Origin of the sequence: Pseudomonas sp. K8 (assembly GCF_014889455.1) — a bacterium.
GTDB classification, from domain to species: domain Bacteria; phylum Pseudomonadota; class Gammaproteobacteria; order Pseudomonadales; family Pseudomonadaceae; genus Aquipseudomonas; species Aquipseudomonas veronii.
Map to the genome: position 1 here is coordinate 115,861 of NZ_VJWO01000013.1, position 14,469 is coordinate 130,329.

Here is a 14,469-nt window from a genome sequence, read left to right on the forward strand (position 1 = left end):
TCAGCCTGTGTTCACATCAGCGTAACCAGTTGGTGCGCGCCAGCTCGATCACTTCATCCCCGCGCCCGCTCATCACTGCCTTGAGCATGTACAGGCTGAAACCCTTGGCCTGTTCCAGCTTGATACTGGGTGGCATCACCAGCTCCTGGGTCGCCGTCACCACGTCCACCAGCACCGGGCCGTCATGGGCCAGGGCGCGGCGCAGGGCCGGTTCGAGGTCTTCGGATTGCTCCACGCGAATGCCCAGGATGCCCATGGCGTTGGACATGGCGGCGAAGTCCGGGTTTTTCAGCTCGGTGCCGGCCTCAAGGTAGCCGGCGGCTTTCATTTCCATGGCGACAAAACCGAGTGATGCGTTATCGAACACGATGACCTTCACCGGCAGTTTCAGCTGCGCCAACGAAATGAAATCCCCCATCAACATGGTAAAACCGCCGTCGCCGGACATTGAGATCACCTGTCGCCCGGGGAAAGCCGCCTGGGCACCGATGGCCTGGGGCATGGCGTTGGCCATCGAGCCGTAGTTGAACGATCCGATCAGGCGCCGTTTGCCATTCATTTTCAGGTAGCGCGCCGCCCACACGGTGGGCGAGCCGACGTCGGCGGTGAAGATCGCATCGTCGTCGGCCAGTTCGCTGAGCAGGCGCGCCACGTACTGCGGGTGAATCGGCCGGTTGGCCTTCGACGCTTGCGCCAGGTCGTCGAGGCCCTGGCGGGCTTTCTCGTAGTGTTTCAAGGACGTTTCGAGGAAGCTGCGGTCGGCCTTGCGGGTCAGGCGCGGCAGCAGTGCGTCGAGCGTCTCGCTCACGTCAGCGGCGATGCCCAGGTCCAGGGTGGCACGTCGACCCAGCGCCTGGGGGTTGCGATCGATCTGGATGATCTTCGCGTCGGTGGGGTAGAACTGGCGGTACGGAAAATCGGTGCCGAGCATGATCAGCGTGTCGCAATTGAGCATGGCGTGGTAACCGGAGCTGAAACCGATCAGGCCGGTCATGCCCACGTCGAACGGGTTGTCCCATTCCACGTGCTCCTTGCCGCGCAAAGCGTGTACCACCGGCGCGCCCAAGGCATCGGCCAGGGCCACCACTTGGGCATGGGCGCCGGCGCAACCGCTGCCGCACAGCAAGGTGACTTTCTGGCTGCTGTCGAGGATTTCGCTGAGGCGTTGCAGGTCCTGTTCCGCCGGCAGGGTGCGCGGCGCATGCAGGGCCGGCCAGGGTTTGAGCGTGTCTTCCACTTCCAGCAGCGACACATCCCCGGGGATCACCACCACCGCCACGCCGCGATTGAGGATTGCCGCGCGCATGGCGCGATGCAGCACTTGGGGCATCTGCTCGGGGTTGGTCACCAGTTCGATGAAGTGGCTGCACTCTTTGAACAGTTCCTGGGGGTGGGTTTCCTGGAAGTAGTTCAAACCGATTTCGGAAGACGGGATTTGTGCGGCGATGGCCAACACCGGTACATGGTTGCGATGGCAGTCGAACAGGCCGTTGATCAAATGCAGATTCCCCGGCCCGCAACTGCCGGCGCACACCGCCAACTCGCCGGTGGCGGCGGCTTCGGCACCGGCGGCGAACGCGGCGACCTCTTCGTGGCGCACATGCATCCACTCGATGCTGTCCATGGTGCGCAGTGCGTCGGTGAGGCCATTGAGGCTGTCGCCGGTCAGGCCCCAGATGCGCTTGATGCCCGCCTGTTCAAGGGTGGTTGCCAATTGCTGGGCCAGGTTGATTTTCGCCATGAAGAACTCCAATCGTCAGTGAGGTTAAAAGTGGCTGATCAATAGAGGACAGTTCGATCACGGCGAATGCTCCGTGCTTAATGTGAAGATTGCGTCATGGTTGCGCGGTATTGGCGAGTGCGCCGGGCGATAAACCATTGATCGCGGACCAGTGCCATGCACGGCGCAACGTTGGGATTGGGGCGATGGCCGCGGCTCAGGCAACGCATCTGGTGACGCACCACGGCGAGGGCGGCGAGGGGCTTGCGCTGCCAACTGATCGATGTGAGTTGCGGGTTGGGGTCGCGACCTTCGCGCCAGTGTTTGATCAGTTGCGGTTCCAGGGTCAGGGCGGTGGCGATACCGGCCATGGCGATGCCGCTGTCGAGGACTTGCTGCACCACCGGCAGGCGGCGAATGCCACCGGTGACCATCACCGGCATGTTTGCGAGGGTCGCCAGTTCGCGGGCCATTTCCAGGAAATACGCTTCGCGGGCCAGGGTCCGCCCGTCCCGGGCTTCGCCCTGCATGGCCGGTGCTTCGTAGCTGCCGCCGGACAGCTCCAGCAGGTCGATGGGCAGGGCATTGAGCAGCTCAATCACGGCACGCGCATCGTCCGCGTCGAAGCCGCCGCGCTGGAAGTCTGCCGAGTTGAGTTTCACCCCCACGCAAAACGAGGGGCTGACACTGGCGCGAACGGCCTTGATCACTTCAATCAGCAAGCGTGCGCGGTTCTGCAGCGAGCCGCCCCAGTGATCGGTGCGCCGGTTGCTCAAGGGCGAGAGAAACTGGCTGAGCAAGTAGCCATGCGCTGCGTGGATCTGCACGCCTGTAAACCCGGCTTTCTCGGCCAGGCGCGCGCTGGTGGCAAAGCGCGTGATCACGTTCTGGATCTCGTCTTCGGACATAGCCCTGGGCTTGGCGAACATCTTCGAAAAAATACCCAGGTCGAGGGCCACGGCGGACGGCGCCAAGGCTTGCTGGCGCAGGTTGGCCGGCGTCTGGCGCCCTGGATGATTGAGCTGCACCCAGAAGTGCCCGCCGTTGTTGCGTCCGACGGCCGCCCATTCGCGAAAGCTGTCCAGTGACCGCTCGTCCTCCAGCGCAACGCCGCCGGGGCCGGTCATGGCGCGGCGGTCGATCATCACGTTACCGGTCAGCAGCAAGCCGGGCTCGCCATCCGCCCAGGCCTGGTACAACTGCTTCAATTCACGGGACGGCGCTTGTTGGGCGTCGGCCATATTCTCCTCCATCGCAGCCTTGGCGATACGGTTGACAAGGACTTGGCCGTTGGGCAGTTGCAAGGGTTCGAAAGGTGACATGGTTGACTCCTGAGCGGGGGAGGCCTCAGGCTAAGCTTAAAGTTAACTTTAATGTCAAGCGGGCATGGCGATGAATATTGGTGAACTGGCGAAACAGAGCGGGCTGGCGGCGTCGCGTATTCGGTTTTATGAGGCCGAAGGGTTGATCAGCCAGGTGGGCAGGCAGGCCAACGGCTATCGGCGTTATGCCCCCGAGGCCCTGCAAACCCTGCAACTGATCCAGAGCGCGCAACAGGCCGGGTTTACCTTGCAGGAACTCAAGGCGCTGATGCCGACGCCGGGCGAGCACAAGCGCGAGGCGCTGATTGAGGCGTTGGAGCGTAAGGTGCAGCAGATCGAAGGGATGCAGGCGCAACTGGCGCACAGCAAGGCGCAGTTGCTGGGCGTGATCGCGGCGGTGCGCGCGCAGCCGGAGGGTGTGCCGTGTTCCATGGAGCAGAAGCAGGTGCTGGCGTCGATCAAACTCGATGTATAAAAAAGCCCTGGCATGCCAGGGCTGTTCGCGATGCTAACGCTTAACGGCGACGGAACAGCGGCAGCGGCTCGTCCGTTGCAGCCTGGTACGTCACGGAAAAGTCCTTGAGGCTTTCCAGCGCTTCATACGGGTCTTTGTCGGGGCGCAAGGCGAAGGCATCGAACCCGCAGCGGTGCAGGTAGAACAGTTGGTCGCGCAACACGTCGCCAATCGCGCGCAATTCGCCTTTGTAACCGTAGCGGTCACGCAGCAGGCGCGCATTGGAGTAGTTGCGCCCGTCGGTGAAGGCCGGGAAGTTCAGGGCGATGACCTGGAAGTGCGCCACGTCGTCACCGATCTCTTCGGCTTCTTCATCGGCGTCCAGCCACACGCCCAGGCCGCCGTCACGGGCCTTGAGCGCATGACCGTGCTCGCGCCACAGCGCCAGCGGCACGATCAGGTCGTCGCAGTTGGAGATGCCGTCGAAGGTCGCGTCCTTGGGCAGCAGGTGCCAGGTTTCGTCGACGACTTCGTTGTTCTTAATGATTCGCTGCATAGACGCGCTCCTTGAACAGGTCAATGCCGATGCGCTGGTAGGTGTCGATGAAACGCTCATCTTCGGTGCGCTGCTCGATGTACACATCGATCAGTTTGCCGATCACCTCGGGCATGGCTTCCTGGGCGAAGGATGGGCCGAGGATCTTGCCCAGGCTCGCATCGCGGCTGGCGCTGCCACCCAGGGACACTTGGTAGAATTCTTCGCCTTTCTTGTCCACGCCCAGGATGCCGATGTGGCCGACGTGGTGGTGACCACAGGCGTTCATGCAACCGGAAATGTTCAGGTCCAGTTCGCCGATGTCGAACAGGTAGTCCAGGTCGTCGAAACGGCGCTGGATCGATTCGGCGATCGGGATCGACTTGGCGTTGGCCAGGGAGCAGAAGTCGCCGCCCGGGCAGCAGATGATGTCGGTCAGCAGGCCGATGTTCGGCGTGGCGAAACCCCCTTCGCGCAGTTCGCCCCACAGGGTGAACAGTTGGCTCTGCTCAACGTCCGCGAGAATGATGTTCTGCTCGTGGGAGGTGCGCAGTTGACCGAAGCTGTAGCGCTCGGCCAGGTCGGCCACGGCGTCCAGCTGCTTGTCGGTGATATCGCCGGGGGCGACGCCGGTAGGCTTGAGCGACAGGGTCACGGCGACATAGCCCGGCTTTTTGTGCGCCAGGGTGTTGCGCACACGCCAGCGGGCGAAGCCTGGGTGCTGCTGGTCGAGTGCGGCGAGTTCGGCGTCCTGATTGCCCAGGGCTTTGTACTCGGGGTCGACGAAGTGTTTGGCCACGCGGTGGACTTCGGCGTCGGTCAGGGTGGTCTGGCCGCCGCGCAGGTGTTCCATCTCGGCGTCGACTTTCTGCGCGAACACCTCAGGGGTCAGCGCCTTGACCAGGATCTTGATCCGCGCCTTGTATTTGTTGTCGCGACGGCCATAGCGGTTGTAGACCCGCAGGATCGCGTCGAGGTAGCTCAGCAGGTCCTGCCACGGCAGGAACTCGTTGATAAACGCGCCGACCACCGGGGTACGCCCCAGGCCACCGCCTACCAGTACACGGAAGCCCAACTCGCCGGCGGCGTTGTGGACCGGCTCCAGGCCGATGTCGTGTACTTCGATCGCCGCACGGTCCGATGTCGAGCCATTGATGGCGATCTTGAACTTGCGCGGCAGGTAAGCGAATTCTGGGTGGAACGTGGTCCATTGGCGGACGATTTCACACCAGGGGCGCGGGTCGATCAGTTCGTCGGCGGCAACCCCGGCGAATTGGTCGGTGGTCACGTTGCGCAGGCAGTTACCGCTGGTCTGAATGGCGTGCATCTGCACGGTGGCCAGTTCAGCCAGGATGTCCGGCACGTCTTCCAGCGCCGGCCAGTTGAACTGCACGTTCTGGCGGGTACTGATGTGGGCGTAGCCCTTGTCGAAGTCGCGGGCAATCTTGGCCATCATGCGTGTCTGGCGCGAAGTCAGTTGGCCATAGGGCACGGCCACCCGCAGCATCGGCGCAAAGCGCTGAACATAAAGGCCATTTTGCAGGCGCAGAGGGCGGAACTCTTCTTCGCTCAGTTCACCTGCTAGGTAGCGTCGGGTCTGATCACGGAACTGCTTGACGCGGTCCTCGATGATGCGCTGATCGTATTCGTCGTATACGTACATATAGGTCCTGTTCTCGGCAAATCTGCGCGCACGGCCGCGCACTCCCAACGGAGCCGGGGCACGATACCAGTTTGCGTTTATGCGCAAAAGTGATGTTTGAGTATATGCAAAGAACCAAATCGACTAATGGGAACGATTGTCGGTATACACGCATTTGTCATGCGGGCAATCATCAACTTTACTGTGGGCGAGTCTGAATGCAATCACCTATAAAACCGACAAGAGGCGATGCGATGAGCCATCCGACAAAAGCCCGTAAACCCGACAGTACCGTGGATGCCTGGGCCATTCTATTTCTGATCATTCTCGTGGTAGGGACGGCGGTGTTCTGGGTTGGCCACCAGTAAACAGCGTTGACTGAGCCTCGAATGACTGTCCGATTGCCAGTATCATGGCGGTCAATGTTCAAGGCTTGAATAACCATGGTGAAGGTTCTGTTTGCGTGTGTGTGGTTGCTGGGGCCAGCATTTTGTGGCGTGGCTCAGGCGGCGTCGGTGGTGTTTCTCAACCCGGGCATGTCGACGGAAACCTTTTGGGTCAGTTACGCGCAATTCATGCAGGCCGCGGCCAAGGACCTCGGCCTGGATTTGCGCGTGCGCTATGGCGAGCGCGATCTTCACACCACATTGGTCCAGGCCCGGGAGGAACTGCAAGGCCGCGAGCGGCCGGATTATCTGGTGCTGGTCAATGAGCAGTATGTCGCCCCGCAGATTCTGCGCATGGCCCAGGGCAGTGGGGTGAAATTACTGGTGGTGAACAGCGCGCTGACCGCCGACCAGGTGCAATTGTTGGGCGCCCGCACGGGCATCGATCTGATCGGAAGCCTGGTCGCCGACGACGAAGAGGCCGGCTACCTGATGCTCAAGGACATGTTGCGCCAGCACGGCCGTGTTGCGCCCGGCGAATCCCTCGACCTGCTGGCCTTCTCCGGCATCAAGACCACTCCCGTTGCCCTGTTGCGAGAGCAGGGCATGCACCGGGCGCTGGCCGAACACCCCGAGGTGCGCCTGCGTCAGTTGGTTTATGGAGAGTGGAGCCGCGAGCGCGCCTTCGAGCAAGCGACGCAGCTGTTCAAGCGTTACCCGCACACGGCGCTGGTGTGGTCGGCCAACGATCAGATGGCGCTGGGTGCCATGCAGGCGTTTCGGGACAGCGGGCGCGTGCCTGGCAAGGACGCGCTGTTCAGTGCGGTCAACAGTTCGCCGGAGATCTTGCAGGCGCGTCTGAACGGGCAGTTGTCGTCCCTGGTCGCCGGGCATTTCACCGTGGGCGGGTGGGCGATGGTGCTGATCAATGATGATGCCAAGGGCGTGGACATCGTCGCTCACGGCGGGCGCGACCGCCAGGAGGCGCTATTCCAACTGATCGATTCCGCCCAGGCGCGGCGCTTGCTGGGGCCCATGCCGACGGTAAATTTCCGCGCACTGTCCGCCCTGGGCAAGCCTGCGTCCTATGGTTACCCCTTCAGCATGCGTCTGCTGCTGCACTAGACCCCGGCCAGCAGCAACACCAGTTTGACGATGCCGAACAGCGTCAAGGCAAACACCACTGTGAACAGAATGCCCAGGACCACAAAGTGGCTGGGCTTGCCATGGGTAAAGTCGCGGGCGCGGTTCTTGCCGCTCTGCACGCCAAAGGCGGCGGCGACGACGCTGTGCAGCATCTGCCACAGGGTAGGCGGTTTGTTGTTGGCTGGATCGTCCATACGTGCCTCGACACAAGATGTGTGAGGCAAGCATAGACAATCTGCGCGTGCTTAGTTGTCGTAACCCAGGTTCGGTGCCAACCAGCGCTCGGTCACGGCCAGGTCCTGGCCTTTGCGTGCGGTGTAGCTCGCCACCTGGTCTTTGTCGACCTTGCCCACGGCGAAGTACTGCGCCTGCGGGTGGGCGAAGTACCAGCCGCTGACCGCAGCCGCCGGGAACATCGCGTAGTGCTCAGTAAGGAACACGCCGCTGCGGCCGGCATGCATCTCGCGGGCCTCGGGGTCCAGCAGTTGGAACAGGGTGCCTTTCTCGGTGTGGTCGGGGCACGCCGGGTAGCCGGGGGCAGGGCGGATGCCGCTGTACTGTTCCTTGATCAGCGCGTCATTGTCCAGTTGCTCGTCCTTGGCATAACCCCAGTAATCTTTGCGCACCTGTTGGTGCAGCCATTCGGCGCAGGCTTCGGCCAGGCGGTCGGCCAGGGCCTTGACCATGATCGAGTTGTAGTCGTCGCCCGCGTCCTGGTAAGCCTTGGCCACTTCCTCGGCGCCGATGCCCGCGGTGGTGATAAACCCTCCCACGTAGTCGGTGATGCCGCTGTCTTTGGGCGCGACGAAGTCGGCCAGGGAGAAGTTCGGCTTGCCGTCGGTCTTGATGATCTGCTGGCGCAGGTGGTGCAAGGTTGCCAGGGGCTGCCCGTCGTCGCCGTAGACTTCCAGGTCGTCATCGTTCACCTGGTTGGCCGGCCAGAAACCAAATACCGCGCGAGCGCTGATCAGCTTCTCGTCGATCAGCTTGGCGAGCATTTCCTGGGCGTCGGCATACAGCGCCGTGGCGGCTTCACCCACCACTTCATCGGTGAGGATGCGCGGGAACTTGCCGGCCAGGTCCCAGGAGATGAAGAACGGAGTCCAGTCGATGTATTCGGCGAGCACCTTGAGGTCGATGTTGTCCAGCACCTTGGCGCCGGTAAAGGTCGGCGTGACCGGCGTGTAAGTGCTCCAGTCGAACTGCGGCTTCTTGGCGATCGCCGCCGGGTAGCTCAGGCGTTCGGTGCGTGCGCTGCGGTTCGAGGTGCGCTCGCGCACTTCGATGTATTCCAGGCGGGTCTTCTCGACGAAACCGGCCTTCAATTCCTTGGACAGCAGCTGCGTGGCCACGCCCACCGCGCGCGAGGCGTCGGTCACGTAGATCACTGCATCATTGCTGTACTTGGGTTCGATCTTCACCGCCGTGTGCGCCTTGGAGGTGGTGGCGCCACCGATCATCAGCGGCAGGTGGAAGTCCTGGCGCTGCATTTCGCGGGCGACGTGGACCATCTCATCAAGGGACGGGGTGATCAGGCCGGACAGCCCGATGATGTCGCACTTCTGTTCCTTGGCCACCTGCAGGATCTTCTCCGCCGGCACCATCACGCCCAGATCGACGATGTCATAGCCGTTGCATCCCAGCACCACGCCGACGATATTCTTGCCGATGTCATGCACGTCGCCCTTCACCGTGGCCATGAGGATCTTGCCCTTGGCTTCCGGCTTGTCGCCTTTTTCCAGTTCGATGAACGGGATCAAGTGGGCCACAGCTTGCTTCATCACCCGCGCCGACTTGACCACCTGCGGCAGGAACATTTTGCCCGCGCCAAACAGGTCGCCGACGATGTTCATGCCGGACATCAGCGGGCCTTCGATCACTTCGATCGGGCGCGCGAACGACTGCCGGGACTCTTCGGTGTCTTCGACGATGTGCGTGGTGATGCCCTTGACCAGCGCGTGTTCCAGGCGCTTGTTGACCGGCCAGCCGCGCCATTCCTCGGTTTCGGCTTCCTTGACGCTGCCGTCGCCCTTGTACTTGTCGGCGATGGCGAGCAGGGCATCGGTGCCGTCCGGGGTGCGGTTGAGCACCACGTCTTCCACCGCGTCGCGCAGTTCGGCGGGGATCTGGTCGTAGATCTCCAACTGGCCGGCGTTGACGATGCCCATGGTCAGGCCGTTGCGGATCGCATACAGCAGGAACACCGAGTGGATCGCCTCGCGCACCGGGTTGTTGCCGCGGAACGAGAACGACACGTTGGACACGCCGCCGGACGTCAGCGCATACGGCAGCTCGTCGCGGATGTAGGCGCAGGCGTTGATGAAGTCGACGGCGTAGTTGTTGTGCTCTTCGATACCGGTGGCGACCGCGAAGATGTTCGGGTCGAAGATGATGTCTTCCGGCGGGAAGCCGACTTCATTGACCAGGATGTCGTAGGAGCGTTTGCAGATCTCTTTCTTGCGCGCTTCGGTGTCGGCCTGGCCGGCTTCGTCGAAGGCCATCACCACCACGGCGGCACCGTAGCGTTTGCACAGCTTGGCGTGATGGATGAACTGCTCGACGCCTTCCTTCATGCTGATGGAGTTGACGATGCCCTTGCCCTGGATGCACTTGAGGCCGGCTTCGATCACTTCCCACTTGGAGGAGTCGATCATGATCGGCACGCGGGAGATGTCCGGCTCGCCGGCAATCAGATTGAGGAAGGTCACCATGGCCTTCTTCGAATCGAGCATGCCTTCGTCCATGTTGATGTCGATCACCTGGGCGCCGGCTTCCACCTGCTGCAGGGCGACTTCGAGGGCTTCGGTGTAGTTGTCTTCGCGGATAAGCCGGGCGAAACGGGCGGAGCCGGTGATGTTGGTACGTTCGCCGACGTTGACGAACAACGACTGGCGATCGATGGTGAACGGCTCCAGGCCCGACAGGCGGCAGGCCTTGGGGATGTCCGGGATCTGGCGCGGCGCGTAACCGGCCACGGCCTTGGCGATGGCTTCGATATGCCCCGGCGTGGTGCCACAGCAACCGCCGACAATGTTCAGGAAGCCGCTCTGGGCGAATTCTTCGATGACTTTGGCGGTTTGCGCCGGCAATTCGTCGTATTCGCCGAATTCGTTGGGCAGGCCGGCGTTAGGGTGCGCGGACACATAAGTGTTGGCCTTGTTCGACAGCTCTTCGAGGTACGGGCGCAACTCGCTGGCGCCCAGGGCGCAGTTGAGGCCCACGGAAATCGGCTTGGCGTGGCTGACCGAGTTCCAGAACGCTTCGGTGGTCTGGCCCGACAGGGTGCGGCCGGAGGCGTCGGTGATGGTGCCGGAGATCATGATCGGCAATTCGAAGCCCAGCTCTTCGAATACACCCTGCACGGCAAAGATCGCGGCCTTGGCGTTGAGGGTGTCGAAAATGGTTTCGATGAGGATCAGGTCCGCGCCGCCTTCGATCAGGCCCTTGGTGGCCTCGGTGTAGTTCTCCACCAGTTCATCGAAGGTCACGTTGCGGTAGCCGGGGTTGTTCACATCCGGCGACAGCGAGCAGGTACGGCTGGTCGGGCCGAGCACGCCGGCGACGAAGCGTGGCTTGTCCGGCGTCTCCAGGGTCTTGGCGTCGGCCACCTTGCGCGCGACGCGGGCACCTTCTACGTTCAACTCGTAGGCGAGCGACTCCATGCCGTAATCGGCCTGGGACACTTGGGTGGCGTTGAAGGTGTTGGTTTCGAGGATGTCGGCGCCGGCATCCAGGTACGCCTTCTCGATGGAGGCGATGACGTCCGGACGGCTGAGCAGCAACAGGTCGTTGTTACCCTTGACGTCGCTCGGCCAGTCGGCAAACCGTTTGCCGCGGTAGTCCTGTTCTTCCAGCTTATAGCTCTGGATCATCGTGCCCATGCCGCCGTCGAGGATCAGGATGCGTTCCTTGAGGGCTTGGTGAAGGGCTTGCAGACGAGCGCTACGATCGGACATGGGACTACTCTGTTCAGGCATTACGGAGGGCGTGGATCATAGCAAACCTGTGTGGATTTGGAGCATGTGCAGGTTTTGCATGAATATCGTTCATGTTGGTGCGCGTGTTAGATCGGTAGAATCCGCGGGGTTTTCTATTTTGGCTTCATATCGGGACCAGGCTCATGCCGTATCGCATCATCATCAGCTTCGTTTTGTTGCTGATTGGCAGCACTACACAGGCCCAAGATCCCGCTCCGGCGCTTTCCTACACCCGTGATATCCAACCGATCTTCACTGAGAAGTGCGTGGCGTGCCATGCCTGCTACGACTCGGCCTGCCAGTTGAACCTGGGCAGTGGCGAGGGCGCGGCGCGGGGGGCGACCAAGGTACTGGTCTACGATGGTGATCGCAGTCAGGCGACCAAGCCGACGCGTCTGTTCTACGACGCGTTCGGCAAGGCTGCCTGGCGGCACGAAGGCTTCACTTCCGTGCTCGACGCCCAAGGCAGCCAGGCTGCGTTGATGGCGCGCATGCTCGAACTGGGCCACAGCCGCGCGCCGTTGCAGCCCAACGGCAAGCTGCCGGACGACATCGTGCTGGGCCTGAACCGCGAGAACATGTGCCCGCTGCCAGAGGAGTTCGACACTTACGCCGACGTGCACCCCAATGAAGGCATGCCGCTGGCCGTGACCGGCTTGAGCGACCAGCAGTACCAGACCCTGCGACGTTGGCTGGCCTCAGGTGCGCCGATTGACCAGCAGGGCGTGGCGCCAAGTGCCCAGGAAGCCGCACAGGTGCTGCAGTGGGAAAACCTGCTCAACGCCCCCGGCGCCCGCGAAAGCCTGGTCGCCCGCTGGCTGTTTGAACACCTGTTTATCGCACATCTGTATTTCGAAGGCGGTGAGCCGGGGCATTTCTTCCAGTGGGTCCGCTCGCGCACCCCCAGCGGGCAGCCGATCGACCTGATCAATACCCGTCGCCCCAACGACGATCCCGGTACCCGGATCTACTACCGGCTGTGGCCGATACAAGGGGTGATCGTCCATAAGACCCACATCACGTACCCGCTCAGCGCGGCGAAAATGGAACGGGTCAAAGCCTTGTTCTACAGCGGCGACTGGCAGGTCAGCGCCTTGCCGGGCTACGGTCCGGGCCGTCGTGCCAACCCGTTCGAGACGTTCGAGGCGATTCCGGCCCAGGCGCGCTACCAGTTCATGCTCGATAACGCCGAGTACTTTGTCCGCACCTTCATCCGCGGCCCGGTGTGCCGGGGCCAGATCGCCACGGACGTGATCCGCGACAATTTCTGGGCGCTGTTCCAGGCCCCCGAACACGACCTGTACATCACCGATCCGCTCTATCGCGGCCGGGCCACGCCATTGCTGGCAATGCCTGGGCAGAACGACGACGTGGGCAGCGTGCTCAGCCTGTGGCTCAAGTACCGTGACAAGCGCAACGAGTACGAAGCGCTGCGTCGCTACCGCTATGGCGAGTTGCCGGCGCCCGGTTGGTCGACCCTGTGGGCCGGCAACGACAATGCGTTGTTGAGCATCTTCCGTCACTTCGACAGCGCGTCGGTCAATAAAGGCCTGATCGGTGAAGTCCCGCAGACGATGTGGTTGTTCGATTACCCGTTGCTGGAGCGCACCTACTACCAATTGGTGGTCAACTTCGACGTGTTCGGCAACGTCTCCCATCAGGCCCAGACCCGCTTGTACTTCGACCTGATCCGCAATGGCGCCGAACAGAACTTCCTGCGCCTGATGCCGGCCAATTCGCGGGACGATTTCCTCGACGATTGGTATCAGAACGGCGGCAAGGTCAAGTTGTGGATGGACTATGAGTCGATCGACGACGATAAACCCACCGGCCTGAAACTGAATGAAAAAGACCCGAAACGCGATTTCGTCAACCAGTTGCTGGCGCGTTATGGCGACCTCAATGCCAGCCCGGACCCGATCAATCGCTGTGTCGGCGCCTACTGCTCGCGGCCGGGCCTCGAACCGGTGCTGCGCGATGCCGAGCAGGCCCTGAGTCGCCTGACGTTGCGCCCGGCGGCGGGGCTCAAGGTCATCGACCAATTGCCGGAAGCGACCATGCTGCGCATCGAAACCCGCACCGGTCATCGTGAGGTCTACAGCCTGCTGCGCAACCGTGCCCACACTAATGTCGCGTTCATGCTGGGTGAGGCTTCTCGCTATCAACCGGGCCTGGACACGTTGACGGTCTACCCCGGCGTGCTGAGCAGTTATCCGAACTTCATGTTCAATATCCCGGCCGAGCAAGTGCCGGCGTTCGTCGCGGCCATGGAAAGTGCCCGCGACGCCCAGCACTTCGAGAAGATCGTCGATCGTTGGGGTGTGCGCCGCAGCCATCCGCAGTTCTGGGAGTACTTCCACGATCTGTCGACCTACATCCGCGAAACCACGCCGGTGGAAGAGGGTGTGCTGGATATGAACCGCTATGAAAACCTCTGACGGCGATGGTGAGGCTTTTCCGACAAAATTACTGGGGCTTTGTATCTGCGTAATATTTTGGCGTAAACTGCCAGCAAGCCTGTGAGGAGTTTCCATGACTGCCATAACCATTACCGACGCCGCCCACGATTACCTGGCTGACCTGCTGTCCAAGCAGAACACCCCGGGTATCGGCATCCGCGTCTTTATCACCCAGCCTGGCACCCAGTACGCCGAGACGTGCATCGCCTACTGCAAGCCGGGCGAAGAGAAGCCGGAAGACACCGCGCTGGGGCTGAAAAGCTTCACCGCGTATATCGATGCCTTCAGCGAAGCGTTCCTCGACGACGCGGTGGTCGACTACGCCACTGACCGCATGGGCGGCCAATTGACCATCAAGGCGCCGAACGCCAAGGTGCCGAACGTCAATGCCGACAGCCCGGTCAACGAGCGCATCAATTACTACCTGCAAACCGAGATCAACCCTGGGCTGGCCAGCCACGGTGGGCAGGTCAGCTTGATCGACGTAGTGGATGACGGTATCGCCGTATTGAAGTTCGGCGGCGGCTGCCAGGGCTGCGGCCAGGCGGATGTGACCCTGCGTGAAGGCATCGAGCGTACCTTGCTGGAGCGCATTCCGGAGCTCAAGGGCGTCCGCGATGTGACTGACCATACGCAGAAAGAAAACGCCTACTACTGAGTCAGGTGTTCACTGCGAGCAAAAAAACGGCGCCCCGTGAGCGTAATGCCGATCAGTTAAGCCTTCTCGCTTGACCTTTGGCCGCAAAAAATCAAAATCCGATGCCTACACTGGCATCGGATTTTTTTATGCGTCTCGCTCGGGCACTGGAACTGACCCACAACATCGCC

At 61.9% G+C, this 14,469-nt stretch carries 10 protein-coding genes; 4 read left to right on the top strand and 6 right to left on the bottom strand.

Annotation, left to right across the window (positions count from 1 at the left end):
* Positions 1-16: 16 nt before the first annotated feature.
* Complete coding sequence (gene poxB, locus INT12_RS12365) at positions 17-1,741, bottom strand: ubiquinone-dependent pyruvate dehydrogenase (RefSeq protein ID WP_193040094.1); 1,725 nt, start codon at positions 1,739-1,741, stop codon at positions 17-19.
* A gap of 77 nt (positions 1,742-1,818) precedes the next feature.
* Entirely contained in the window at positions 1,819-3,042 is a 1,224-nt protein-coding gene (locus tag INT12_RS12370) for an NADH:flavin oxidoreductase/NADH oxidase family protein (protein ID WP_193040093.1), read from the bottom strand.
* Between the two features lie 70 nt (positions 3,043-3,112).
* Here INT12_RS12370 and INT12_RS12375 point away from each other — a divergent pair, with 70 nt between their 5' ends.
* Positions 3,113-3,517 carry a MerR family transcriptional regulator gene (locus INT12_RS12375; protein ID WP_104904541.1) on the top strand — a complete coding sequence of 135 codons (405 nt, stop codon included), beginning with the start codon at positions 3,113-3,115 and terminating at the stop codon, positions 3,515-3,517.
* Positions 3,518-3,557: 40 nt separating this feature from the next.
* On the opposite strand, the gene INT12_RS12380 is transcribed toward INT12_RS12375, so the two are convergent.
* Entirely contained in the window at positions 3,558-4,052 is a 495-nt protein-coding gene (locus INT12_RS12380) for a DUF934 domain-containing protein (protein WP_017846607.1), read from the bottom strand.
* A complete protein-coding gene (locus INT12_RS12385; protein WP_017846606.1) occupies positions 4,036-5,694 on the bottom strand; it encodes a nitrite/sulfite reductase in 1,659 nt (552 codons plus the stop codon). Before INT12_RS12385 ends, INT12_RS12380 begins: the two co-directional genes overlap by 17 nt.
* Before the next feature lie 422 nt (positions 5,695-6,116).
* Here INT12_RS12385 and INT12_RS12390 point away from each other — a divergent pair, with 422 nt between their 5' ends.
* Positions 6,117-7,184 carry an ABC transporter substrate-binding protein gene (locus INT12_RS12390; protein WP_017846604.1) on the top strand — a complete coding sequence of 356 codons (1,068 nt, stop codon included), beginning with the start codon at positions 6,117-6,119 and terminating at the stop codon, positions 7,182-7,184.
* Here the strand turns inward: INT12_RS12390 and INT12_RS12395 are convergent.
* Positions 7,181-7,399 carry a DUF2970 domain-containing protein gene (locus INT12_RS12395; RefSeq protein WP_017846603.1) on the bottom strand — a complete coding sequence of 73 codons (219 nt, stop codon included), beginning with the start codon at positions 7,397-7,399 and terminating at the stop codon, positions 7,181-7,183. The genes INT12_RS12390 and INT12_RS12395 overlap by 4 nt on opposite strands.
* Positions 7,400-7,450: 51 nt before the next feature.
* Entirely contained in the window at positions 7,451-11,161 is a 3,711-nt protein-coding gene (metH, locus tag INT12_RS12400; RefSeq protein WP_017846602.1) for a methionine synthase, read from the bottom strand.
* Between the two features lie 164 nt (positions 11,162-11,325).
* On the opposite strand from metH, the gene INT12_RS12405 reads away from it, so the two are divergent.
* Both INT12_RS12405 and nfuA read left to right on the top strand, forming a co-directional pair.
* Entirely contained in the window at positions 11,326-13,620 is a 2,295-nt protein-coding gene (locus INT12_RS12405; protein ID WP_104903034.1) for a fatty acid cis/trans isomerase, read from the top strand.
* Between the two features lie 94 nt (positions 13,621-13,714).
* The gene (gene nfuA / locus INT12_RS12410) at positions 13,715-14,299 is read left to right on the top strand and encodes a Fe-S biogenesis protein NfuA (protein WP_003190728.1); all 585 of its coding nucleotides are present in this window, start codon (positions 13,715-13,717) and stop codon (positions 14,297-14,299) included.
* Positions 14,300-14,469 lie beyond the last annotated feature (170 nt).